Below are 23,593 nucleotides of genomic sequence, written 5' to 3'. Positions count from 1 at the left end.
GTCGGCGGAGTCAGCGGTCGAGCGGGGAGCCGATCGCCAGGCCGCTGACGCGGTCGAAGAAGTGGAGCTGGTCCACGTCCACGGACAGGCTGATCGTGCTGCCGGGCCGGACCTGGCTGCGCGGGCTGACGCGGGCGGTGAACATCGAGCGGTCCGCACCCAGAGGGAGGCCGGCCTCGGAGTCGTCCTCCTCGCCCGCGGCGTCCTTGGCCAGGGCGGCGGCGTCCTCGTGGCGGACCGGGGGGGCGTCGATACCGAAGATGACGTTGATCTCGGTGCCCAGCTCCTCGGTCACCTCGGCGGTGACGTCGAGGGTGGGGCCGCCGTCGCCGCCCGCCTCGGCGTCGCTGAAGTCGGAGGGGCGGATGCCCAGGATGACCCGCTGGCCCAGGTAGTCGCGCAGCTCCTTGCGGGACTCCAGGAGGGACGCGGGCACCGGGATCTTGTGGTCGGCGAAGGCCAGGAGCGCGCCGTCGCCGTCGGCGGACAGGTCGGCCTCGACGAAGTTCATGGCGGGGGAGCCGATGAAGCCGGCCACGAAGAGGTTGACGGGGGCGTCGAACAGCCGCTTGGGGGTGTCGACCTGCTGGAGGCGGCCGTCGCGCAGCACGGCGACCCGGTCGCCGAGGGTCATCGCCTCGGTCTGGTCGTGGGTGACGTAGACGGTGGTCACGCCCAAGCGCTCGTGGAGCTGGTTGAGGGAGGCGCGCATCTGTACGCGCAGCTTGGCGTCGAGGTTGGACAGCGGCTCGTCCATGAGGAAGGCGCGGGGCTCGCGCACGATGGCGCGGCCCATCGCCACGCGCTGGCGCTGGCCGCCCGACAGAGCGCCCGGCTTGCGCTTGAGGTAGGGCTCCAGGCCCAGCATCCCGGCGGCCTCGTTGACACGGCGGGCGATCTCGGCCTTGGAGACCTTGCGCAGCTTCAGGCCGAAGGCGAGGTTCTGCTCGACCGTCATGTGGGGGTAGAGCGCGTAGTTCTGGAAGACCATCGCGATGTCGCGGTCCTTGGGGGCGCGGTCGTTGACGATCTCGCCACCGATCTCCAGGGTGCCCTCGGAGATCTCCTCCAGGCCGGCGATCATGCGCAGCGCGGTGGACTTGCCGCAACCGGAGGGGCCGACGAGCACCATGAACTCGCCGTCCTCGATCCGCAGGTTCAGGTCGTCGACGGCCTTGACGTCGCCCCCGTAGATCTTGTCGACGCCTTTGAGTTCGATCTCCGCCATGGTCTCGCGCTCCCGGTCCGGTTCGTGGCTGTGCGGGGAAGACCCCCGATGTTTCGAATCTGATCGAAACAGGATCTTTGTTGATCACATGACACACGAATCTGACTGAAATGTCCAGAGCTGACAGAAAATCGATCAGGTGTGAACGCCGCACCGGACCCTTCCGGTCAACTGGCACGGGCGACCCCATGTGCGTTAGCCTGTCCGACGGTCACCCCCTCCCCGCGCGCGTGCTCGGCCCGCCGGTCCCACGACACGGCTGACCGGGTTGAGCCACCGGGTCGGGGAGTCTGGGTAACCTAACGACCAGTCCAGCACTGGACGGACCGGTCGCACGTCCCCCACTCGTCCGATCGGACGCTGCATCACGCGCCAGGTGCAGCCGGGATCGGGTGAAGGGCGGTTCGACGCGGCCGGGCGGGGGGTTGGACCCGGAAAAGGCCCGAACATCCAGTAGACAACGGTTTTCCGAGCTCGCCGCCGACGGGACGGAGCCGGTCCGAAGGGTGGCTCGGGCCTTTTCCGCGTCCCCCCATATCCTGGGCCGCGAGCACGCACCTCCCCGCAGCCGAAAGCGAGCAGCCCACGTGGTCGCCGAGCACACCGAACGCGCCCCGGACACCGACGGACCCGCACCCGGGCGCTCGCAGGCGCCCCCGAACCGGTGGCCCTCCGCGGTCGCCCTCGGCCACCGCTGGGGCGGATACGACCTGCTCTGGCGCTTCCTGGCCGCCGTGGCCTCCGGCCTGGCCCAGCTCTTCGCCCTGCCGCCCTACGGATGGTGGTGGCTGGGGCCGCTGAGCGCCGCCCTGCTCGCCTTCGCCGTCGCCGGAACCCGGCTGCGCCGTGCCGCCTGGCTGGGCGGCCTGGCCGCGGCCGTGCTCATGGTGCCGCTGGTGAGCTGGCAGGACATCTTCGGCATCGACGTGTGGCTGCTCATCGCCGCCGCCGAGTGCGTGTACTTCGTCCCCATGGCCATGGGGCTGTCCCTGGCCCTGCGGATGCCCCTGTGGCCCGCCACGACCGCCGCCCTGTGGGTGGCCCAGGAGGCCCTGCGCGCCCGCTGGCCGCTGGGCGGCTTCCCCTGGGGCAAACTCGCCTTCGCCCAGCCCGACACCCCCTTCGCCGGCTACGCCGCCCTGGGCTCCTCCCCCCTGGTGACCTTCGCGGTCGCCCTCACCGGCGGCCTGGCGCTGTGGAGCGTGCTGCGCGCGGTGCCCGCCCCGCGCGCAGCGGGGCCGGGCCGGGGCCGCTCCCCCGCCCTGGCCGGGGCCGCGCTCGCCGCCGCCGCGGCGGTCGTCGCGGGCGGCACCCTGGCCCCGGCGGTCGGCCGCCCCGCCGAGTCCGGGACCGTCACGGTCGCCATGGTGCAGGGCAACGTGCCCGGCGTCGGCCAGGTGAGCGTCACCGGTGAGCGCGCCCAGGTGCTGCGCAACCACGTCGACGGCGTCCACGAGCTCGCCGACGCCGTCCGCGCGGGCACCTACCCCCAGCCGGACGTGGTTCTGCTGCCGGAGAACGCCAGCGACATCGACCCCTTCCGCGACCCCGAGGCCGAACGCCTCATCTCCGGGGCCGCGCGCGACATCGGCGCACCCCTGCTGTGGGGCCTGAGCCGGTTCAACGACGACGGCACCCGCTACATCCAGAGCGTGGTGTGGGACCCCCGGACCGGTCCGGGGCAGGCCTACGACAAGCGCTTCCTCGTGCCCTTCGGCGAGTACATCCCCTACCGCGACTTCTTCACCCGGTTCGTGGCCCGGCTCGAACAGGTGGGCTCCGACGCGGTCCCGGGCACCGAACCCGGTGCGCTGGAGGTGGGCGGGACCACCCTGGCCGTGGCCATCTGCTTCGACGTGGCCTTCGACCGGCCGGTGCGCGAGTCCGTCGCCGCCGGCGGACAGGTCATCGTGGTCCCCACCAACAACGCCAACTACAACTTCACCGGCCAGTCCGAGCAGCAGTTGGCCATCACCCGGTTGCGCGCCGTCGAACACGGCCGGACCGCCGTCGTCGTCTCCACCAGCGGCATCAGCGCGGTGGTGGAGTCCGACGGCAGCGCCGTCTACACCTCGCCCGAGGCCGAGGCCGACCTGCACGTGGCCGAGATCACCACCGTCGAGGGGTCCACGCCCGCCACCCGGCTGGGTGCACTCCCCGAGGCCCTGCTGAGCGCGGTGGGCCTCGCGGCCGCCGTCGCCGCCGCGGTCGTCGGCCGCCGCGCCCGCAGCCGGTAGCGGACGAGCCAGGGGCCGGTGCCTCGGCCGCCGCGGGAACCACGGGCCGCGGGCGCGCGTTGACCCTGACAGGGACGAGTGCCGAGATGGGATGGTGTCCGATGGCGCTGCTGGTTCTGCTGGCGCTCATGGCGCTTCCGTTCGTGGAAGTGTGGCTGATGATCGTGGTCGGCGGGTGGATCGGGGTGCCGTGGACGATCGCCGCGCTGGTCTCCCTCACCGTGCTCGGCGGCGGTGTGCTGCGCCGTGCGGGCACGAAGGCGTTCCGCGACGCGGACGAGGCCATGCGCTCCGGTGAGCCGCCGCGCGGCGGCCTGCTCGACCCGCTCATGGTCATGGTCGGCGGGCTCCTGCTCGTCGTGCCCGGCTTCCTCACCGCCCTCCTGGGCGTGCTGATGGTCCTGCCCTTCACCCGGCCCGCCCTGCGGTGGGCCTTCAGCGGCTGGACCCGGCGCCGCATGAGCCGTATGCAGGAGCGCATGGACCGTCGGTTCACACCTCCGGAGGGCGGCGTTCCCGGCCAGGGCGGCCCGTTCGGCCCCCGCCCCGGCGGCGGCTCCGGGGGAGGCGCCGACAGCGCCGGTCCGTCCCGAGGCCGCGTCATCCAGGGCCACTTCGAGCCGGTGGACGACGACGGGCGCTGACGGCACGGTGCCGCCCGCTCCCACGGGAACCGGACGGGTCCGCACCGGGCCGTGACCGGGCGCGGGGCTCAGCGGTTCGGGCGCCGCCCCGCCGCCAGCACCAGCAGGCCCAGGGCGGCCGAGCCGAACAGCACCGCCCCCATGGGCACCGCGCTCTGACCGCCCAGACCCACCAGCGGCGCGGCCAGGGCGCCGACGAGCATCGGGAAGGCGCCGATCAGAGCGCTGGCCGATCCCGCCCGCCCCTCCTGGCCGCGCATCGCCAGAGCCGAGCCCGACGCCAGCAGCGCCCCCATCGAGGCCATGTACACGACCGAGGACAGTGCCAGGGCGGCCAGCGGAGCGTGCACGAGCGCGGCGGCCAGGATCGCCCCCGCCGCCGCCGTCGCGGTGGAGGAGGCGGCCCACAGCAGGGAGCGCTCCGTGAACCGCTCGCCGAGCCGGCCCACGGACGCGCTGCCCGCGACCATGGCCAGGCCGCCCGAGGCGAAGAGCACCCCGAACCCCTGGGCGGACAGCCCGTACAGCTCCTGATAGACGAACGGCGTCCCCGCCACGTAGGCGAAGCTTCCGCCGTGCAGCAGCCCCAGGACCAGCGCGTAGACGAGAAAGGTCCGGTCGAGCAGCAGCGCCCCCATCGAACGCAGGGCGCCCCCGAGGCTGCCGGGCACACGCCGAAGCGCGGGCAGGGTCTCCGCCAGACGGGCGAAGGCGATCGCGGCGACGACCGCACCGAGCGCGGCGAGGAAGACGAAGACCACCCGCCAGCCGCCGAAGGGCAGTGCCAGGATCCCGCTGCCCACCAGCGGCGCCACCAGTGGGGTCACCGCGATGATCGCGGTCAGGGTCGCGAAGAACCGCGTCATGTCCGTGCCGCCGAACACGTCGCGCACCACCGCACGCGAGAGCACCACCCCGGCCGAGGCGGTGAAGCCCTGGAGGAAGCGTGTGAGGGCCAGGGCGCCGATCCCCGGCGCCAGGGCGCACAGCAGTGACGAGGCGACGAACAGCGCCAGGCACACCAGCAGCGGCCCGCGCCGCCCCAGGGCGTCGCTCAGGGGGCCGACCACCACCTGGCCCGCGGCCAGGCCCATCATGCACGTGGTCAGGCTCGCCTGCACACCGGACTCCGACGTCTCCAGTTCGGCGGCGATGGCGGGGAAGCCCGGCAGATAGGTGTCGATGGACAGTGGACCCAGCGCCGACAGCAGACCCAGGAGCAGCGCCAGCCCCGCACGGGCCCACCCCGTCGGAGCACCCGGTGGCGCGGCCGGGGGCCGCGGCAGGCCGCCCGTCGACGCGTCCCCCGCCCCGGTCACGATGCGGCCCCGCGGCCCGACCGCTTCGGTTCGGGCCCCGCCTCACGGGCCGTCATCCGGTCGTCCACGACGCGGATGAGGGTGATCGCCGCGATCGCGCACCCGGCCACCGCCAGGCCGGTGAGCACCTTGGCCGGGTCGCTCACGTCCAGGTCGAAGAACCACTGCCCCAGCGGCGTGACCAGGGCTAGCACCAGCAGGCCCGCCATGGCCGCCACCAGCACGACCTTCCACCACACGTAGGGCCGGGCCACCAGCAGCAGTACCCACAGGGTGGTCGCGCACAGCGTGATCACCACGGCGGTCCGGTCGGCGGGCTCGGGGACGGTCCGCCCGCCCAGCACCAGCAGGTAGGTCGTCACGGCCGCCACACCCGCCACCATCCCCGCGGGGGCCGCCAGCCGCAGCGTCCGCAGTACGAACCCGGGGCGGACGATGTCGGTGTTGGGCGCCAGCGCCAGGAAGAACGAGGGGATGCCGAAGGTCACCGCGTTGATCAGGGTGGCGTGCCGGGGGAAGAACGGGTAGGCCACCGCCAGCAGGCCCACGGTCACGGCCAGCACCATCGTGTACACGGTCTTGGTCAGGAACAGCCCCGCCACCCGTTCGATGTTGCCGATCACGCGGCGGCCCTCGGCCACCACCCTCGGCAGCACCGCGAACCGGTCGTCCAGCAGCACCAACTGCGCGACCGAGCGCGAGGCCGGGCTGCCCGAGCCCATCGCCACGCCGATGTCGGCCTCCTTCAGCGCCAGCACGTCGTTGACGCCGTCGCCGGTCATGGCCACCGTGCGGCCGCGGTCGCGCAGTCCCCGCACCATGTCGCGTTTGCGCTCGGGGCTCACCCGACCGAACGAGGAGCGGCGCTCCACGGCCTCGGCCAGGTCGTCGCGGTCCTCGGGCAGGTTCCGGGCGTCCACCGGGTGGTCGGATCCGGCCAGCCCCACCTCACGCCCCACCGCACCCACGGCCGCCGCGTGGTCGCCGGAGACGATCTTGACGTCCACCCCCTGTGCGCCGAAATAGTCCAGGGTGGGTCCGGCGTCCTCGCGCACCCTCTGGTCCAGCACCACCAGGGCCGCGGGCCGCAGCCCGCCGGGGAGCCCGTCGGCGTCCACGCGCTCGGCGGCCCGTGCCAGGAGCAGGACCCGGTGCCCCTGGCCGCCCAGCCGGGCGGCCTCGGCCGCGGCGGGGTCGTCGGCGGGCACCAGGACGTCGGCGGCGCCCAACACCCAGTGCTGCTCCCCGTCCGGCGTCAGCAGGCTCGCGCCGCTCCACTTGCGGGCCGAGGAGAAGGGGGCCAGCGCCGTCACCGGCCAGTCCGGGGCCTGCCGTCCGGCCGCGGCGCAGCCCCGGGCGATCGCCGCCATGCTCGGGTTGGGGTCGGGGTCGCCGGCGGCCAGCGCGGCGAGCACCCGGGCGGGGGAGTCCTCCGGGCCGCCCCCGCCGCCCAGTTCGCGGACGGCGGACAGCCGCATCCCGGACTCGGTCAGGGTGCCCGTCTTGTCGGTGCACACCACGTCCACCCGGGCCAGGCCCTCGATCGCGGGCAGCTCCTGGACCAGGCACTTGTGGCGGCCCAGCCGGACCACCCCCACCGCGAACGCGATGCTGGTGAGCAGGATCAGCCCTTCGGGGATCATCGACACCAGAGCCGCCACCATGCCGCGCAGCGCGTCGGCGAGGGGCCCGGAGACCCGGCCGCCCGCCGAGGCCTCCTCCAGGGCGACGCCTCCGCCCAGGAACAACTGGCTGTAGACCAGCAGGCCCCCGACGGGGAAGAGCGCGTAGGTGATCCATTTCAGGATCCGGTCGATCCCCGACCGCAGTTCGGAGCGCACCAGGGAGAACCGGCTCGCCTCCTCGGCCAGGCGCGCGGCGTAGGCGTGCCGTCCCACCTTCGTCGCCCGGAACCGCCCCTGGCCCGCCACCACGAAGCTGCCCGACATGACGGTGTCACCGACCGCCTTGGCCACGGGGTCGGCCTCACCGGTCAGCAGTGACTCGTCGACCTCCAGGGCGCCCGAGAAGGTCACCGTGCCGTCCACGACGACCTGGTCTCCGGTGCCCACCTCCAGCACCTCGTCCAGGACGATCTCCTGGGCGGCCACGCGCTCCACGGCTCCCTCGCGCACCACACGGGGGCGTGCCGCGTTCACGATCGCCAACCGGTCCAGGGTCCGTTTGGCCCGCACCTCCTGCACGATGCCGATGAGGGTGTTGCACAGGACCACCATCGCGAACAGCCCGTCCTGAACGGGCCCGATGACGGCGATGACGGTGAACAGCACGGCGATCATCGCGTTGATGCGCGTGAACACGTTGCCCCGGATGATCTGTCCGACGCTGCGGCCGCCCCGGACCGGGACGTCGTTGGTCCGTCCCGAGGCCACCCGCTCGGCGACCTGCGCCCGGCTCAGCCCGGGTTCGTCGGGAGGCGCGGCCGGGCCGACCCGGTCGGGTGCGGCCAGCGCCGCACGGGCCGCACCGCTGCCCGCACCGCCGTCGGGGGGATCGGGATGTTCGGGCACGCGGCTCTCCTGCAGGGGTCTCGGGGCGGGGAGGACGGTGCCGCGGCCGCCCGGGACACGGACCGCCGGACACCGGCGCTGTCAAGACTAGGAGCTGTTCCCGGATCGTGGTGCCGAACCAAGGGGGCGTTCGCGCGTCCGCGGGGTCGCCGTGCCCCGGGCCTCCGAGCGCGCACCGGTGAGAACCGCAGTCCCCTTGCGGAGACGAAGCACACCTCGCGGTCGGCGGCCCGTCCGCAATACCCTTTTCGGGCATACGGTTGTGGTGAGGGCGCAACCGTTCCGAGACCACGTGAAGGACACCATGTGCACCGTCATCGTCGGATTCGACCCCGGCGCGGACACGCCGCTGGTCATCGCAGCGGTCCGGGACGAGATGCGGGACCGCCCCTGGGACGGGCCCGGCCGGCACTGGCCCGACCACCCTGACGCCGTCGGAGGCCGTGACCGGAGCGCAGGCGGCACCTGGCTGGCCGTGGACACGGCGCGTGCGCGCACGGCCGCGCTGCTCAACGGGTGGCCGTGGGACGGCCGCATGCCCTGGGAGGGCGCCTACCCGGCGAGCCGCGGCGACCTGCCGCTGCACGCCCTCGCCCAGCACGGCCGGGACGCCCTGGCCGAGGTCGACGCCGGCAGGTACGCGCCCTTCCACCTCCTGGACGCCGACGCCCACCGGGCGGTGCTGCACAGTTGGGACGGGCGCCGCCTGGACACCCGTCCTCTGTCCGCCGGGGTGAGCGTCATCGTCAACACCGGGCTCGACCCGGCCGCTCCGCGCTCGGTCCGCCACCGCCCCGAGTTCGCGCGCACCCGCCCCGACCCCGCGTGCCTGGCCGCGGCCCCGGACGCGGGTGGGATCTGGGGGGACTGGGTGGATCTGCTCGCCGCGGCCGCACGCGACACCCCTCGCTCGGTGGGCACCGACGGCGCGGGGGATCCCTCGGGCCTGATCGCCCACGCCGAACTCGGCGACGGCAAGGTCTGGGCGACGGGGTCGGTGACCCTCGTCGCCGCCGACGCCGGAACCGTCCGACACGCCTTCACCACCGACCCCGCTGATTCCCGGTCCTGGCGACTGGTCGACGTGTGACGCGTCGGCCGGGGCACCTCGCCATCACGTGTCGGCACAGGTACGCGAGGCCTCCGGCCGGGTATGTAGAAGGATCCGAAACCGCGCTATAAGCGGCGTACTGGACCGTGGCCTCGATGCCCGAAACCGGTCGGCGGCCCGGCCGACGTGCCACCGCACGGCCCCGGGCACCCACCAGCCCCCTCTCGGAAGGACTCTCGGATGAACGCCAGCCCCGCCCACCAGGAATTCTCCCGCCCCGCCCACGAACTCCCGCACGACCCCGCCGACCTCGTCGGCCGGTGGACGCGCGTCCACAGCGGCCACCACGACCGGGTCGGTGTCCTTGTGCACGCCACGAGGAGCATCGACGCCGGGACGCAGGGCTGGGACTGGTCGCTGCGCACCCCCACCGGTGTGGTCAGCGGCCGTGGGGAGCTGCGGGCGGCACCTCTCGGGGACCACGACGGCGGCCGGGTGCGCGCCGCCCGCCGCAGACTCCGCGCCACGCGCGCGGACCTGGCCGAGTTCGCCCCCCGCGACACCGCCGCCGAGGAGGTGGAGGCCGACCTCGAACTCCTGGAGTGGGAGATGGCGGCCCGGCCGTGAACCGCCTCGACCTGAGCGGTGGTGCGCTCCGCTTCCGGTGCCCGACACCGGGTGAACACACCGGTAAACCGGCAGCGCGCCCGGGGCGTCTCTGTGTGCAGACGGCGCGGACGCCGTGGTCCACACGCGTACACACCGCGTTCAGGTCAGGGGGACGGGCCCTATGGGCGGATATGGCGGGCAACTGGAGAGAAGCTCCTACTGGCTGTTCTACGTGGTCTCCGTGATCGGTGCCCTCGTGCACTGGCGGCAGGGCGGCGTGCTGCTGGCCGCCGCCTGCGCCGTGTCCGCCGTCCTGGGAGCCTTCCTCATCGTCCGGGCCAGGCCACGCCTGGGCGGCTGAGGGCCGGCTCGAACGAGTCCCTACCGTCTTCCGCGCACCCCGACCCACCTGCGGCGAAAGGTCGACGGAGGACGTCGGCCACCGGTGTGTCGCTGCGCACACACCAGGACATACCAGGCCATCCCGCAGCGCTTACCGCACCAGTGTCGCGTAGTCTTCCGGGTATGCGTTCCTGGTCTGCGCCTGACATCGTCCCCCTCCCGGGCACCGGCGGCCCGCTCCGCGTCCACGACACCGCCACCGGTCGGATACGGGAGACGGCACCGGGCCCCCGGGCCGGGATGTACGTCTGCGGGATCACCCCCTACGACGCCGCCCACCTCGGCCACGCCTTCACCTACCTGACCTTCGACCTGGTCAACCGGGTCTGGCGCGACGCCGGGCACGAGGTGGACTACGTGCAGAACACCACCGACATCGACGACCCGCTCCTGGAGCGCGCCCAGGCCACCGGCGTCGACTGGCGCGACCTCGCCCACCGCGAGATCGACGTGTTCCGCGACGACATGGCCGCCCTGCGCGTCATCCCGCCAGCCTCCTACGTGGGGGTCGTGGAGTCGGTCGACCTCATCAGCGCGCTGGCCGAGCGCATCCGCGCCACCGGCGCCGCCTACGACCTGGACGGCGACCTGTACTTCTCCGCCGCCGAGGCCCCCAAGTTCGGCGAGGTCGGCGGGCTGGACCGCGAGGAGATGCTCGCCCTGTTCGGCGAGCGCGGCGGCGACCCCGACCGCGCGGGCAAGCGGGACCCCCTCGACTGGCTGCTCTGGCGCGCCGAGCGCCCCGGCGAACCCGCCTGGGACAGCCCCCTGGGCCGCGGGCGCCCCGGATGGCACATCGAGTGCAGCGCCATCGCCCTGGACCGGCTCGGCCCCGGATTCGACCTCAACGGCGGCGGCAGCGACCTCGTCTTCCCCCACCACGAGATGGGCGCGGCCGAGATCCGCTGCGTGACCGGCGGCCCGGGCGCCCACCATTACGTGCACGTGGGCATGGTCGGCCTCGACGGCGAGAAGATGTCCAAGTCCCGGGGCAACCTCGTCTTCGTCTCCAAGCTCCGCGAGGAGGGCGTGGAGCCCGCCGTGATCCGCACCGCCATGCTCGCCCACCACTACCGCACCCCGTGGGAGTGGACCGGCGCCGAACTCCCCGCCGCCCGCGCGCGGGTGGAGCGCTGGCGCACCGCCACCGCCCTGGGATCGGCGCCCGACGCCGTGCCGCTGATGTCCGCGGTGCGCGCCGCACTGGCCGAGGACCTGGACTCGCCCGCGGCCCTGGCCGCGATCGACGCCTGGGCCGAGGCCGCCCTCACCGAGGGCGGCACCGACACCGGCGCGCCCGCACTGGCCCGCGCCGTGCTGGACACCCTCCTGGGCGTGGAGCTCTAGGGTTCGCCCCGCTCGGGCGCGAGGCGGACGACGGGGACACCCTCGACCGGGTCCGTCCCCAGACCCCGGTAGGACTCCGGGGTGCCGTCCACCTCGCGGCCCAGAGCGCGCGTCAGCGCCCGGGCCGTCTCTGGGCGGGCCTGGGCGTAGTGGGCGAGAGCGTCCCCCGAGTCGCCCGGCGGCAGCGGCTCGGCCCTGCCGCGCAGGCGGCGCCCGCCCACCTGGAACAGCACCCGTGGTTCGTGCAGGATGTTGCGGTACCACTGGGCGCGGGGCCCGTAGGCGGCGGCGACCAGCACCGCCCCGGTGGCGCTGTTGCGCCCCACGACCTCCAGGACGGCCTGCCGGGCCTGTCCGCTGGAGCGCCCCCTGTGGGTGATCAGGACGAACCTCCTGCCCAGGAGCGGACCCAGGCCCAGCCGGTAGAGCCAGATCGGCGCGCGGAACAGGGCGCGCCTGAGCGGTGTGGCGGGTGGAGCGGACAGCGTCATGGCGGCGGGCCTCCCAAGGCGGTGTCGGGGCGGCACGAGTGTACGCACGCGGCGGCCGCGCGGCCCGGTGCCACGCGGCCGGATTTCGCCGTTTCCCGGACGCGGAGGGCACGGAGATGGTGGGATATGCGGCTATGACCACTCCCACACGGCTCAGTACCGCCGCCGCGCTCGTCACCGACTTCGCCTCCACCGGTGCCCGGCTCACCGACCGGGCCGACCTTGCCCGCTTCCTGCGCCGCCACCACCTGGCCTCCGAGGGCTCCATGCCCATCACCCTGGGCGACCTGGAGGAGGCCCTGTCCCTGCGCGAGGCCATCCGGGCCGTCCTCACCGGTGGGGCCGACCCCGAGGTGCTCGCGCGCGGTCAGCGCGTCCTGGACGGGCTGCGCGTCACCGTGCGCCTGGAACCGGACGGCTCCCCGGTCCCGCTCGCGCCGGCCGTGGTCGACGAGGTGCGCCGCGGCCTGGCCCGGATCGCGGGGGCCTGGGCGGTGGTGCGGGCCACGGGGGAGTGGCGCGAACTGCGGGTGTGAGGCGCCCTCACCGCCGGTCGACCGCACAGGACGCCGCCCCGCCCGGCAGCCGGTAGCGGTGGGCGGCCACCCACCGGTAGGCGGCGCGGTTCACCGCACGCAGCAGCGGAAGCCGCATCAGCCGTCCCACGGGCCGGGCGATGGCGCGGCCGTGGACGAGCACCTCGGCCACCGCGTCCCCGCCCGCGAAGCGGCGCCCGTCCGGGTAGACCACCCACGCCTGGGCGCGGGCCCGCTCCGGGGTGAGGCCGACGGTGGCCAGGTCGGCCTCCTGCCAGGCGGTGAACGCGGTGCGGGTGCGCACCCGCACGCGCGCGAAGACCACCGCGCGCTGGCAGAACCCGCAGTCCTGGTCGTAGAGGAAGGTTCCGGCTCCGGGCGCAGAAGGTGTCATAGCGCCATCATGCCCGGAGCGGGGGCCGCCGACGCGGCGGGGAGCCGTCGGCCTGGGTTCAGCCGTCCTCGCGGCGGCGCAGGTAGCGCTCGAACTCGCGGGCGATCGCGTCGCCGGTCGCCTCCGGGAGTTCGGCGGTGTCCTTGGCCTCCTCCAGGCCGCGCACGTAGGCGGAGATGTCCTCGTCCTCGGCGGTGAGCTCGCTGACGTTGGCCTCCCAGGCCACCGCGTCCTCGGGCAGCTCGCCCAGCGGAACGGCCGCCTCCACCAGGTCCTCCACCCAGCCCAGCAGGGCCAGGGCCGCCTTCGGGCAGGGCGGCTGCGCCACGTAGTGGGGGATGGCCGCCCACAGCGACACCGTGTCCACGTCCGCCTCGGCGAGGGCCTCGTGCAGCACGCCCACGATGCCGGTCGGGCCCGTGTAGGTGGTGGGCTCCAAGCCGTACCCGGCGCCCAGCTCCACGGGTGAGGCGATCCCCGTCACCGGGATCGGCCGGGTGTGCGGTGCGTCGGCCAGCAGCGAGCCCAGCATCACCGCCCGCTTCACGCCCAGCTCCCGGGCGACCGCCATGAGGTCGGCGGTGTAGGAGCGCCACCGCATGTTGGGCTCGGGGCCGCTCACCAGCACCACGTCGCGTCCGACACCGGGCGGGGTGGCCACCGCCACACGTGTGGTCGGCCACTCCACCTTGCCGGGCAGGCCGTTGACCACGGACATGCGCGGCCGCGTCACCTGGAAGTCGTAGTAGTCGTCGGGGGTGAGCGCGCACAGCTCGCGTGCGTCCCACACCTTCGCCAGGTGCTCCACCGCGAGGGTCGCCGCCTCTCCGGCGTCGTTCCACCCCTCGAACGCGGCCACCATGACAGGATCGACCAGCTCCCGGGTGAGCTTGACCATCCGCGGCCCCTTCCTGCACTCGACGCCGTCCACCCTATGGGGTGGGACCCCGCTCGGGAAACCGTGTTCCCGGACCGATGGGGCCACACAGCGCCATCCGCCGGGTGCCGTCGGCCACAGGACCGGCCACGGGGTCGCCGGTGCGCGGGCCCGCCCCCGCCAGCGGAACGCAAACGGACGGAAAAACGTCCGATTACCCTCTTTTCAGGTGCGCCCTCCAGGGGCGGGAGCCTATCGTGAGACCGGCGTCTCACAGGGTGGAACACCTGATGGGATAACCTCGCTAGTCAGCGGCCGGACGCGGCCGTCCCCGAACCCACCCGACCCGGGGGCGTCGTGCCGCGCGGGCCGCCGCGCCGCCCCACGAGATACGTAGATGTGGATCTGATGAACGCTCGCCCGACCTTCCGTGAAGCACTGTCCCAGCGCGTGATCGTCGCGGACGGGGCCATGGGCACCATGCTCCAGGCGCACGATCTCGACCTCGACCAGTTCGAGGGCCACGAGGGCTGCAACGACATCCTCAACATCACGCGCCCCGACATCGTCCGCGACACCCACGCCGCCTTCCTCGAAGTGGGCTCGGACTGCGTCGAGACCAACACCTTCTCCGCCAACTACGCCGGCCTGGCCGAGTACGGCATCGAGGAGCGCACCTACGAGATCGCCGAGGCGGGCGCGCGCGTGGCCCGCGAGGCCGCCGACGCCTACTCCACCGATGAGCGGCCCCGCTACGTCCTGGGGTCGGTCGGCCCCGGCACCAAGCTGCCCACGCTGGGACACGCCCCCTACCGCCTGTTGCGCGACTACTACGAACAGTGCCACCGCGGCCTCATCGCCGGCGGCGCCGACGCGATCCTCATCGAGACCAGCCAGGACCTGCTCCAGGTCAAGGCCGCCGTGACCGCCGCCCGCAGCGCCCGTGAGGCGGCCGGGCGCGACGTGCCGATCATCGCCCAGGTGAGCATCGAGACCAATGGCACCATGCTCCTGGGTTCGGAGATCGGCGCCGCGCTGACCTCCCTGGCCCCGCTGGGCATCGACGTCATCGGCCTCAACTGCTCCACCGGCCCGGCCGAGATGAGCGAGCACCTGCGCTACCTGTCGCACCACTCACCCATCCCCATCTCCTGCATGCCCAACGCCGGTCTGCCCGAACTGGGCCCCGACGGCGCGGTGTACAACCTCTCGCCCGAGGAACTGGCCGACGCCCACGACACCTTCACCTCCGAGTTCGGCCTGGCCCTGGTCGGCGGCTGCTGCGGCACCACCCCCGAGCACCTGCGCCAGGTGGTCGAGCGGGTGCGCGGGCGTGCCGTCAAGCAGCGCAAGCCGATGGTCGAGCGGGCCGCCTCCTCGCTCTACCAGAGCGTGCCCTTCCGCCAGGACGCCAGCTACCTGGCCATCGGCGAGCGCACCAACGCCAACGGCTCCAAGAAGTTCCGCACGGCGATGCTGGAGGAGCGCTGGGACGACTGCGTGGAGATGGCGCGCGACCAGATCGCCGACGGCGCCCACCTGCTCGACCTCAACGTCGACTACGTGGGCCGCGACGGCGTCCGCGACATGCGTGAACTGGCCTCCCGCTTCGCCACCGCCTCCACGCTGCCGGTCATGCTCGACTCCACCGAGCCCCCCGTGCTGGAGGCCGGACTGGAGGCGCTCGGCGGGCGCGCCGTCATCAACTCGGTCAACTACGAGGACGGCGACGGCCCCGACTCCCGCTTCACCCGCATCATGAAGCTGGTCGCCGAGCACGGCGCGGCCGTCGTCGGGCTGTGCATCGACGAGGAGGGCCAGGCCCGCACCGCCGAGTGGAAGGTGCGCGTGGCCACCCGCCTGATCGAGGAGATCACCGGCCAGTGGGGCCTGGCCACCGGCGACATCATCATCGACTGCCTCACCTTCCCCATCACCACGGGGCAGGAGGAGACGCGCCGTGACGGCATCGAGACCCTGGACGCGATCCGCGAGCTCAAGCGCCGCTACCCGGAGGTGCAGACCACCCTGGGCCTGTCCAACCTGTCCTTCGGTGTCAACCCCGCCGCCCGCATCGTGCTGAACTCGGTGTTCCTGCACGAGGCGGTCGAGGCGGGCCTGGACTCGGCGATCGTGCACGCCTCCAAGATCGTGCCGATCAACCAGATCCCCGAGGAGCAGCGCAAGGTCGCCCTGGACCTGGTCTACGACCGGCGCGCGGACGACTACGACCCCCTGTCCGTGTTCATCGACATGTTCCAGGGCGTGGACGCCAAGTCCATGAAGGCCTCCCGCGCCGAGGAACTGGCCGCCCTGCCCCTGTGGGAGCGCCTGGAGCGGCGCATCATCGACGGCGAGATGAACGGTATCGAGGTCGACCTGGACGCGGCCCTCGCGCAGAAGTCCGCCCTGGCCATCGTCAACGACACCCTGCTCTCCGGTATGAAGGTCGTCGGTGAGCTGTTCGGCTCCGGCCAGATGCAGCTTCCGTTCGTACTCAAGTCCGCCGAGGTCATGAAGGGCGCGGTCGCCTACCTCGAACCGCACATGGAGAAGACCGACGACGACGGCAAGGGGCGCATCGTCCTGGCCACCGTCAAGGGCGACGTCCACGACATCGGCAAGAACCTCGTCGACATCATCCTGTCCAACAACGGCTACGACGTCGTCAACATCGGTATCAAGCAGCCCGTCTCGGCCATCCTGGAGGCGGCCGAGCGCGAGCGCGCCGACATCATCGGCATGTCCGGCCTGCTGGTCAAGTCCACGGTCATCATGAAGGAGAACCTCCAGGAGATGAACTCCCGAGGGCTCTCCGAGCGCTTCCCGGTGCTGCTCGGCGGCGCCGCGCTCACCCGCTCCTACGTGGAGCAGGACCTGGCGGAGATGTTCGAGGGCGAGGTGCGCTACGCCAAGGACGCCTTCGAGGGCCTGCGCCTGATGGACACCTTCATGGCGGTCAAACGCGGCGATGAGGGCGCCGAACTGCCCGCGCTGCGCAAGCGCCGGGTCCGTACCGGCCCTGGCCTGAAGGTCACCGAACCCGAGGACATGCCCGCGCGCAGCGACGTGGCCACCGACAACCGGGTGCCGGTCCCGCCGTTCTGGGGCGACCGGATCAGCAAGGGCATCCCCCTGGCCGACTACGCCGCCTTCCTCGACGAGCGCGCCACGTTCATGGGCCAGTGGGGGCTCAAGGCCGCCCGCGGCGGCAACGGCCCCACCTACGAGGAGCTGGTGGAGACCGAGGGCCGCCCGCGACTGCGCCGCTGGCTGGACCGCATCCAGACCGACGGCCTGCTGGAGGCGGCGGTGGTGCACGGCCACTTCCCCTGCTACAGCGAGGGCGACGACCTCGTGGTGCTGGACGATGACGGCGTGGCCGAGCGCACCCGGTTCACGTTCCCGCGCCAGCGCCGGGACCGCCACCTGTGCCTGTCCGACTTCTTCCGGCCCAAGGAGTCCGGCGAGCTGGACGTGGTGTCCTTCCAGGTGGTGACCGTGGGCTCGGCGATCAGCCGCGCCACCGCCGAACTGTTCGAGCGGAACGCCTACCGCGACTACCTGGAGCTGCACGGCCTGTCGGTGCAGTTGACCGAGGCCCTGGCCGAGTACTGGCACACCCGCGTGCGCGCCGAACTGGGCTTCGCGGGCGAGGACCCGGCCGAGCTGGACGCGTTCTTCAAGCTCGGCTACCGGGGCGCGCGGTTCTCCCTGGGCTACGGTGCCTGCCCGGACCTGGAGGACCGGGCCAAGATCATGCGGCTGCTGGAGCCCGAGCGGGTGGGGGTGACGCTGTCGGAGGAGTTCCAGCTCGTGCCCGAGCAGGCCACCGACGCCATCGTCATCCACCACCCGGAGGCCACCTACTTCAACGTGTGAACGGCCGGTCTCGTGAAGTTCGCCGGGTGTACCGTGCGCGGACAGGTGCCCTTCACACACGTGGGACGCCTGGTCCGCGACGATGTCAGGCCCCGGTGCGACCGGGGACGGGGAGTCCGACGAGACAGGCGAGGGGAGTGCGCGGCGTGTCCGACGCCAGGGCGCGGACGGCGCCGCCGGGATTCATGACTGACACGAACACGGTGGAAGCGCCCGGGAGGACGGCGGCCGGGCAGCGGCGCCTCCAGGCGGTGCTGCTGGACATGGACGGGACCCTCATCGAGAGTGAGGACCTGTGGAACGAGTCCGAGAGCGAGCTCACCGCCGAGCTGGGCGGGCGGTGGACCGACCACGACCATGAGGTCAACCTCGGCAACGCCGCCGAGCCGGTGGGCCGCTACATCATGGAGCTGACCGGGACGACGCACCTGACGCCGCGCCAGATCGCCGACCGCCTCTACGCCAAGTTCCGGCGCAAGCTGGAGGAGGGCCGGGCCCGGCTGCGGCCCGGCGCCAAGGAGCTGGTGGGGCTGCTCACCGGCGCCGGGGTGCCGGTGTCGCTGGTGACCTCCACCGAGCGCAGCCTGGTGCGGATGGCGATCGGCGGGATCGGCCTGGAGAACTTCGACGACTCCGTGGCCGGGGACGAGGTCGCCGCGAACAAGCCCGCGCCCGACCCCTACCTCACGGCGGCCCGGCGGCTGGGTGTCGACCCCCGGCGGTGCGTGGCCTTCGAGGACTCGGTGATCGGCTCTGCCTCGGCGGCCGCCGCCGGGTGCGTGACGGTCGCCGTGCCGATCCACGCGCAGATCCCCCCGCGTGAGGGCGTGCTCGTGCGCGACTCCCTGGTGGGCGTGGACCTGGAGTGGCTGGAGTCGCTGGTCGCCGACCGCTGAGCACGCCGGATCGGTGGGACTCCCTAGGGACTCCACCCGATGTGCGCGGCGCCTTTCGGTGCGAGACTGGTGTCATGTTGGAGCTGCCTGAGAACCTGCCCGTCTCCGACCTGGCCGTGGGCGCCGTGCTCTCGGCGGTCGGACTGATCGTCTCCTTCGTGCTGTGGCGCCGACGCGGCGCGGCCTCGGGCCTGCGGGGCCTGGCGTGGTCCCTGGTTCCCCTGGCCGTCGCATTGCTGGGGCTGATGGGCGTGGTCTGGGAGTTCGTCCGGGGCGTGGCGGGCGTGCTCACCGGGCTGCTGTTCAGCCCCCTGGTGTGGGCGGGAGTGGTCCTCACCGGGCTGGCGGTGGTGCTCTACGTCGTCTCGGGCGTCATGCGTGCGCGGGGCACGGGCACCGGGCGCGGCGGCTCCAAGGAGGTCGAGGGCTCCGAGGGCGGCGGTTCGGCCGCCGCGGGCCGGGTGGGGCCGGCCGAGCCGAAGGGCGAGCGGGGGTCCGCGGCCGACGACCTCTCCGACTTCGGCGACATCGAGGAACTGCTGCGCAAGCGCGGTATCGACTGAGCGGGGCCCTTCCGGGACGGCCCGGAGGGACGGATCCATGGACGCGGCGCACGGCTTTCGGCCGGCGCCGCGTCGCCGTGTGCGCTGTGTCCTCCGTCACGGAACCCCGCCCGCCTGCCGCCGGACGGAGGGCGGCGGCTGGGTGGCCGGAGGCCGACCGTGTACCGGGTGAAGGCCTGCTTGGGGAGGGTCTGGGGCGGTACCGCAGCTTGTGTCAATAAATGGGATTACTTTTCCTGTTTGTTACGATCTAGTCAAAGAGGTTAAAGCTGGACGATACTGCCCTTACCTGCGAGTAGGTTAGTCGTCATGTAGCGAACCGGGCGACAAGACGTCGCGTGTGTCTCACCCCACGCGGATGTGGGGGTAAGGTGCACGCGGTCGGATGTGACCGGTACGGGGACGTACCTTCTCCCGCGTGCCAGGTTCCGCCCTTGCCAGCCAGTGTCGAGACCCGACCGGCCCCACCATGAGGACCCCGAGGGGAACCCCTGAGGCGTGTCCCCGTCCTCATGCGCGGGATCAGTCCTCCCTCGGCCAGAAGCGATGAGTGGAGAGTGGTGTCCCGATGAGCGCGCCCTCGCAAGCCCCCGAGTCGGCGGATTCCGCCGCCGACCGGGACGCCGCCGCGGAGCCCGGCTCGAAGGCCGCCCACGGGGGAGGGGACAACCGGTCCCTGCGTCAGATCGCGTGGCAGCGGCTGAGGAGCGACAGGGTCGCGATGGTCTCGGGCGTGGTCGTGGTCCTGCTCATCCTCGCCGCGATCCTCGCCCCGCTGCTGGTCAAGTGGTTCGGCTACCCGCCCACCCAGTTCCACCAGGACCTCATCGACCCCGCCACCCGGCTTCCCTTCAAGGACCCGGAGAACCCCTACGACCCGGACACCGGGTTCGCGGTCACCGACCCGTGGGGTGGCATCAGCGCCGACCACCTGCTCGGCCTGGAGCCCACCACCGGGCGGGACCTGTTCAGTCGCCTGCTCTACGGGGCGCAGATCTCCCTGCTCGTGGCCTTCCTGTCCACGCTGCTGTGCGTCGTGATCGGCACCGTCCTGGGCATCATCGCCGGGTACAAGGGCGGCTGGGTCGACACCGTCATCAGTCGGGCCATGGACATCTTCCTGGCCTTCCCGTTGATGCTCTTCGCCATCGCCCTCGTCGGCGTCATCCCCGAAGGCGTCTTCGGGCTGACCGGCAACGGGCTGCGTGTCGGCGTCATCGTCTTCATCATCGGCTTCTTCAACTGGCCCTACATCGCCCGCATCGTCCGAGGACAGACGCTCTCCCTGCGCGAACGCGAGTTCGTGGAGGCGGCACGCAGCCTGGGCGCCGGCAACCGGCACATCCTCCTCAAGGAGATCCTGCCGAACCTGGTGACGCCCATCATCGTCTACTCGACCCTGCTGATCCCCACGAACATCCTGTTCGAGGCGGCCCTCAGCTTCCTGGGTGTGGGCATCAACCCGCCCACCCCCAGTTGGGGCAAGATGCTCTCCGAGGCCGTGGACTTCTACCAGAACGGCCCCTACTTCATCGTCTTCCCCGGCCTGGCCATCTTCATCACCGTGCTGGCGTTCAACCTGTTCGGTGACGGCCTCCGCGACGCTTTCGACCCCAAGACCTCCGACTGACCCCGGTCCCCGTGCGGACCGGCTATCCGGTTTGCGTAGACATGGGATCACCCAGTGGTCACCCCAATTCCCCGATCGGTTCAGTAGAAAGGCAGTTCCTTGAGGAAACGCACCCTCGGCTTCGTCGCGCTCGGCGCGGCGGCATCCATCTTCCTGTCCGCCTGCGGCGGCGAAAGCGGCTCCGACGGCGGCCAGAACGCCGGCGCGGGTTTCAACGCCGCCGAGTCGGAGATCGTCAACCCCTCCGACGCCACCGGCGGCACCCTGCGCTACGCGATGTCGTCCGACATCGACTCCCCCGACCCCGGTAACACCTACTACGGGTACAACTGGAACTTCTCGCGCTACTACGCGCGCACCCTGCTCGCCTACAACCCCGAGCCGGGCGAGAACGCCACCGACCTGGTCCCCGACGTGGCTGAGGCCCTGCCCGAGTCCAACGAGGACTTCACCGAGTGGACCATCAAGATCAAGCAGGGCCTGCTCTTCGAGGACGGCTCCGAGATCACCGCCCAGGACGTCAAGTACGGCATCATCCGCGGTGACTTCAACGGCGGAGCCCTGGCCAAGGGCCCGAGCTACTTCGCGCAAAAGCTCGACGCCGACCCCGAGTTCAACGTCTACGAGTCCTCCGACCCGCTCGGCGAGTTCGACGCGATCGAGACCCCGGACGACCACACCCTGGTCTTCCACCTCAAGGAGAGCTTCTCGGAGTTCCCCAACATCCTCATCACGCCGCAGACCGCCCCGGTACCGGTCGACGCCGACCGCGGTGAGCTCTACGAGCAGCACCCCGTCTCCTCGGGCCCCTACAAGTTCGACGGTGACTACGAGGCCGGTGTCGGGCTCGACCTCGTGCGCAACGAGAACTGGGACGCCGACACCGACCCGATCCGCCGCGCCCTGCCCGACAGCGTCGAGGTCGAGCTCAACGTCAACCAGGAGGAGATCGACGAGCGCCTCCTCAGCGGCGAACTCGACGTCGACCTCGGCGGCACCGGCGTGGGACCGGCCATGCACAGCCGCCTGGCCAACGACGAGTCCGCACGGCCCAACATGGACAACCTGTTCTCCGGTGCGCTGCGCTACGTGAACATCCACACCCCGGTCATCGAGGACGTGGCCTGCCGCCAGGCGATCATGTACGCGGCCAACCGCGACAGCATGCACCGCGCCTGGGGCGGAACGCTGGGCGGCGACATCGCCACCAACTTCCTCCCGCCGGCCATCCCCGGCTCCGACCCGGAGTTGGACCTGTACCCCTCCGAGGACAACACCGGTGACCTCGAAGCCGCCCAGGGCAAGCTCGAAGAGTGCGGCATGCCCGAGGGCTTCGAGACCACCATCGCCGCGCGCGAGGGCCGCGACAACGACATCCAGACCGCGGAGGCTCTCCAGGAGGCCCTCTCCCGTGTGGGTATCGAGGCCGACATCGAGACCTACCCGGCCGGCGACTTCTTCGCCCAGTACGCCGGCTCCCAGGACTTCGTCCGGGACAACAACATCGGCATGAGCGTCTCCGGGTGGATTCCGGACTGGCCCACCGGCTACGGCTTCGGTCAGGCCATCACCGACGGCCGCGCCATCACCGAGACCGGCAACTACAACACCGCCGAACTCGACGACCCCGAGATCAACGCCCTGTGGGACCGGGCGCTGGAGACCGAGGACCCGGAGGAGCGCGCCGCCATCTACGGCGACATCGAGCGCATGGTCCTCGAACAGGCCGCCATCCTGCCGGTGGTCTTCGACCGCGCGATGTTCTACCGCTCCGCCGAGCTGACCAACGTCTACTTCCAGCCGGGCTACGCCATGTACGACTACATGGCCCTGGGCGTGGACCGCGGCTAGTACCCGACCGGCCTGAACTAGTACGAGAAGGCAGGTGAAAGCGGCGGGGCGCCCCCGGCTCCGAGGGTCGCCCCGCCGCCGACCGCGATGCTGAACTACATTCTCCGCCGCCTCGGCGCGGGCGTGCTGCTGCTCGCCATCGTCACGATGGTGACCTTCTGGATCTTCTACGTCTTGCCCAGGTGGGCCGGGGTCACCCCGGAGGGCATGGCCGCCATGTACGTGGGCAAGGCGCCCACTCCGGAGGCCATCGCGGCCACGGTCGACCGCCTCGGCCTGGACCAGCCGATCGCCGTCCAGTTCCTCGACTTCCTCAGAACGCTCCTGCTGGGCACCGAGTACACGTTCGGCCGGGAGACGGTGGAGTGCGCCGCGCCGTGCCTGGGCTACTCGTTCACCACCAACACCCCGGTCCTCGAACAGCTCCTCAACCGCCTGCCCGTCACGGTCTCCCTCGGCTTCGGCGCGGCCGTCATCTGGCTGATCGGCGGGGTCGCGGTCGGCGTGCTCTCGGCGGTCAGAAAGGGCAGCGTCTTCGACCGGATCGCCATGTCCCTGGCCCTGGTCGGCGTCTCCCTGCCCATCTACTTCACCGGCCTGCTCTCCCTGGCCTTCCTGGTGCACACCTGGGACCTCTTCCCGATCCCGCGCTATGTGCCCCTCACCGAGGACCCGGCGGGCTGGTTCCAGGTGATGATCCTGCCCTGGGTCACCCTCGCCTTCCTGCACGCCGCGCAGTACGCCCGGCAGACCCGGGCGGGCATGCTGGAGACCCTGGGTGAGGACTACATCCGCACCGCCCGAGCCAAGGGCCTCAGCGAGCGCAAGGTCATCTTCAAGCATGCCCTGCGCCCCACCCTCACGCCCATCGTCACCATCTTCGGTCTGGACATCGGCCTGGTCCTGGGCGGAGCCATCCTCACAGAGACGGCGTTCTCGCTCAACGGTGTCGGCAAATACGCGATCGACGCCATCGTCGCCAAGGACCTCCCGGTGATCCTCGGCGTCACCCTTCTGGGCGCCTTCTTCATCGTCCTGTGCAACCTCGTCGTCGACCTGCTCTACCCGATCGTCGACCCCCGGGTGCGGATCGCCGCGTGAGACC

The 23,593-nt window shown here is 72.0% G+C and carries 19 protein-coding genes; 13 read left to right on the top strand and 6 right to left on the bottom strand.

Annotation, left to right across the window (positions count from 1 at the left end; genetic code table 11):
* Window positions 1-10: 10 nt before the first annotated feature.
* Entirely contained in the window at window positions 11-1,228 is a 1,218-nt protein-coding gene (locus tag ACFHWE_RS04225) for an ABC transporter ATP-binding protein (RefSeq protein ID WP_416599263.1), read from the bottom strand.
* Window positions 1,229-1,815: 587 nt separating this feature from the next.
* Between ACFHWE_RS04225 and lnt the strand changes: the two genes are divergently transcribed.
* Window positions 1,816-3,465, top strand: coding sequence for an apolipoprotein N-acyltransferase (gene lnt, locus ACFHWE_RS04220; RefSeq protein ID WP_416599262.1), 1,650 nt, complete (start codon window positions 1,816-1,818; stop codon window positions 3,463-3,465).
* A 101-nt stretch (window positions 3,466-3,566) separates the two neighbouring features.
* Window positions 3,567-4,109: an FxsA family protein gene (locus tag ACFHWE_RS04215; protein WP_416599261.1), complete on the top strand. Its 543-nt coding sequence runs from the start codon at window positions 3,567-3,569 to the stop codon at window positions 4,107-4,109.
* A 68-nt stretch (window positions 4,110-4,177) separates the two neighbouring features.
* Here ACFHWE_RS04215 and ACFHWE_RS04210 read toward each other — a convergent pair whose 3' ends face one another.
* Window positions 4,178-5,395, bottom strand: coding sequence for a multidrug effflux MFS transporter (locus tag ACFHWE_RS04210; RefSeq protein ID WP_416599308.1), 1,218 nt, complete (start codon window positions 5,393-5,395; stop codon window positions 4,178-4,180).
* Window positions 5,396-5,424: 29 nt separating this feature from the next.
* Window positions 5,425-7,959, bottom strand: a complete 2,535-nt coding sequence (locus ACFHWE_RS04205) for an HAD-IC family P-type ATPase (RefSeq protein WP_416599260.1) — start codon at window positions 7,957-7,959, stop codon at window positions 5,425-5,427.
* Between the two features lie 304 nt (window positions 7,960-8,263).
* Here ACFHWE_RS04205 and ACFHWE_RS04200 point away from each other — a divergent pair, with 304 nt between their 5' ends.
* The 4 genes from ACFHWE_RS04200 (at window position 8,264) to mshC (ending at window position 11,368) form a co-directional block, all read left to right on the top strand.
* The gene (locus ACFHWE_RS04200) at window positions 8,264-9,049 is read left to right on the top strand and encodes an NRDE family protein (protein ID WP_416599307.1); all 786 of its coding nucleotides are present in this window, start codon (window positions 8,264-8,266) and stop codon (window positions 9,047-9,049) included.
* 201 nt (window positions 9,050-9,250) lie between these two features.
* Window positions 9,251-9,637, top strand: coding sequence for a hypothetical protein (locus ACFHWE_RS04195; RefSeq protein ID WP_416599259.1), 387 nt, complete (start codon window positions 9,251-9,253; stop codon window positions 9,635-9,637).
* 163 nt (window positions 9,638-9,800) lie between these two features.
* On the top strand, window positions 9,801-9,980 hold the full coding sequence (locus ACFHWE_RS04190) for a hypothetical protein (protein WP_416599258.1): 180 nt from the start codon (window positions 9,801-9,803) through the stop codon (window positions 9,978-9,980).
* A 164-nt stretch (window positions 9,981-10,144) separates the two neighbouring features.
* Window positions 10,145-11,368: a cysteine--1-D-myo-inosityl 2-amino-2-deoxy-alpha-D-glucopyranoside ligase gene (gene mshC, locus ACFHWE_RS04185; protein ID WP_416599257.1), complete on the top strand. Its 1,224-nt coding sequence runs from the start codon at window positions 10,145-10,147 to the stop codon at window positions 11,366-11,368.
* On the opposite strand, the gene ACFHWE_RS04180 is transcribed toward mshC, so the two are convergent.
* Window positions 11,365-11,859 (bottom strand): nitroreductase family deazaflavin-dependent oxidoreductase, encoded by a 495-nt coding sequence (locus ACFHWE_RS04180; protein ID WP_416599256.1) that lies wholly within the window; start codon window positions 11,857-11,859, stop codon window positions 11,365-11,367. The genes mshC and ACFHWE_RS04180 overlap by 4 nt on opposite strands.
* A 134-nt stretch (window positions 11,860-11,993) precedes the next feature.
* Here ACFHWE_RS04180 and ACFHWE_RS04175 point away from each other — a divergent pair, with 134 nt between their 5' ends.
* The gene (locus tag ACFHWE_RS04175; RefSeq protein WP_416599255.1) at window positions 11,994-12,395 is read left to right on the top strand and encodes an ABATE domain-containing protein; all 402 of its coding nucleotides are present in this window, start codon (window positions 11,994-11,996) and stop codon (window positions 12,393-12,395) included.
* A gap of 7 nt (window positions 12,396-12,402) precedes the next feature.
* Here the strand turns inward: ACFHWE_RS04175 and ACFHWE_RS04170 are convergent, their stop codons facing one another.
* Window positions 12,403-12,789: a thiol-disulfide oxidoreductase DCC family protein gene (locus tag ACFHWE_RS04170; protein WP_416599254.1), complete on the bottom strand. Its 387-nt coding sequence runs from the start codon at window positions 12,787-12,789 to the stop codon at window positions 12,403-12,405.
* A 58-nt stretch (window positions 12,790-12,847) separates the two neighbouring features.
* Window positions 12,848-13,687 (bottom strand): PAC2 family protein, encoded by an 840-nt coding sequence (locus ACFHWE_RS04165; RefSeq protein ID WP_416599253.1) that lies wholly within the window; start codon window positions 13,685-13,687, stop codon window positions 12,848-12,850.
* Window positions 13,688-14,074: 387 nt separating this feature from the next.
* Here ACFHWE_RS04165 and metH point away from each other — a divergent pair, with 387 nt between their 5' ends.
* The 6 genes from metH (at window position 14,075) to ACFHWE_RS04135 (ending at window position 23,589) form a co-directional block, all read left to right on the top strand.
* A complete protein-coding gene (gene metH / locus ACFHWE_RS04160) occupies window positions 14,075-17,548 on the top strand; it encodes a methionine synthase (protein WP_416599252.1) in 3,474 nt (1,157 codons plus the stop codon).
* 185 nt (window positions 17,549-17,733) lie between these two features.
* Window positions 17,734-18,444 (top strand): HAD family hydrolase, encoded by a 711-nt coding sequence (locus ACFHWE_RS04155; RefSeq protein ID WP_416599251.1) that lies wholly within the window; start codon window positions 17,734-17,736, stop codon window positions 18,442-18,444.
* A gap of 74 nt (window positions 18,445-18,518) precedes the next feature.
* Window positions 18,519-19,007, top strand: coding sequence for a cellulose synthase (locus ACFHWE_RS04150; RefSeq protein ID WP_416599250.1), 489 nt, complete (start codon window positions 18,519-18,521; stop codon window positions 19,005-19,007).
* Between the two features lie 568 nt (window positions 19,008-19,575).
* Window positions 19,576-20,637 carry an ABC transporter permease gene (locus tag ACFHWE_RS04145; RefSeq protein WP_416599249.1) on the top strand — a complete coding sequence of 354 codons (1,062 nt, stop codon included), beginning with the start codon at window positions 19,576-19,578 and terminating at the stop codon, window positions 20,635-20,637.
* A gap of 99 nt (window positions 20,638-20,736) precedes the next feature.
* Entirely contained in the window at window positions 20,737-22,488 is a 1,752-nt protein-coding gene (locus ACFHWE_RS04140) for an ABC transporter substrate-binding protein (protein ID WP_416599248.1), read from the top strand.
* A gap of 87 nt (window positions 22,489-22,575) precedes the next feature.
* The gene (locus ACFHWE_RS04135) at window positions 22,576-23,589 is read left to right on the top strand and encodes an ABC transporter permease (RefSeq protein ID WP_416599247.1); all 1,014 of its coding nucleotides are present in this window, start codon (window positions 22,576-22,578) and stop codon (window positions 23,587-23,589) included.
* The last annotated feature ends 4 nt before the right edge of the window (window positions 23,590-23,593 follow it).

Source organism: Nocardiopsis sp. LOL_012 (assembly GCF_048060475.1).
Taxonomy (GTDB): Bacteria; Actinomycetota; Actinomycetes; order Streptosporangiales; family Streptosporangiaceae; genus Nocardiopsis.
Note: the sequence above shows the minus strand (reverse complement) of the source record. Positions and strands in the feature narration are given on the sequence as shown.

What these genes read in the sequence shown, in the direction of transcription:
- ACFHWE_RS04225 (WP_416599263.1), bottom strand. Translation starts at nt 1,228, where the DNA reads ATGGCGGAGATCGAACTCAAAGGCGTCGACAAGATCTACGGGGGCGAC.
- ACFHWE_RS04215 (WP_416599261.1), top strand. Translation starts at nt 3,567, where the DNA reads ATGGCGCTGCTGGTTCTGCTGGCGCTCATGGCGCTTCCGTTCGTGGAA.
- ACFHWE_RS04200 (WP_416599307.1), top strand. Translation starts at nt 8,264, where the DNA reads ATGTGCACCGTCATCGTCGGATTCGACCCCGGCGCGGACACGCCGCTG.
- ACFHWE_RS04195 (WP_416599259.1), top strand. Translation starts at nt 9,251, where the DNA reads ATGAACGCCAGCCCCGCCCACCAGGAATTCTCCCGCCCCGCCCACGAA.
- ACFHWE_RS04190 (WP_416599258.1), top strand. Translation starts at nt 9,801, where the DNA reads ATGGGCGGATATGGCGGGCAACTGGAGAGAAGCTCCTACTGGCTGTTC.
- mshC (WP_416599257.1), top strand. Translation starts at nt 10,145, where the DNA reads ATGCGTTCCTGGTCTGCGCCTGACATCGTCCCCCTCCCGGGCACCGGC.
- ACFHWE_RS04180 (WP_416599256.1), bottom strand. Translation starts at nt 11,859, where the DNA reads ATGACGCTGTCCGCTCCACCCGCCACACCGCTCAGGCGCGCCCTGTTC.
- ACFHWE_RS04175 (WP_416599255.1), top strand. Translation starts at nt 11,994, where the DNA reads ATGACCACTCCCACACGGCTCAGTACCGCCGCCGCGCTCGTCACCGAC.
- ACFHWE_RS04170 (WP_416599254.1), bottom strand. Translation starts at nt 12,789, where the DNA reads ATGACACCTTCTGCGCCCGGAGCCGGAACCTTCCTCTACGACCAGGAC.
- ACFHWE_RS04165 (WP_416599253.1), bottom strand. Translation starts at nt 13,687, where the DNA reads ATGGTCAAGCTCACCCGGGAGCTGGTCGATCCTGTCATGGTGGCCGCG.
- metH (WP_416599252.1), top strand. Translation starts at nt 14,075, where the DNA reads ATGAACGCTCGCCCGACCTTCCGTGAAGCACTGTCCCAGCGCGTGATC.
- ACFHWE_RS04155 (WP_416599251.1), top strand. Translation starts at nt 17,734, where the DNA reads ATGACTGACACGAACACGGTGGAAGCGCCCGGGAGGACGGCGGCCGGG.
- ACFHWE_RS04150 (WP_416599250.1), top strand. Translation starts at nt 18,519, where the DNA reads ATGTTGGAGCTGCCTGAGAACCTGCCCGTCTCCGACCTGGCCGTGGGC.
- ACFHWE_RS04145 (WP_416599249.1), top strand. Translation starts at nt 19,576, where the DNA reads ATGAGCGCGCCCTCGCAAGCCCCCGAGTCGGCGGATTCCGCCGCCGAC.
- ACFHWE_RS04135 (WP_416599247.1), top strand. Translation starts at nt 22,576, where the DNA reads ATGCTGAACTACATTCTCCGCCGCCTCGGCGCGGGCGTGCTGCTGCTC.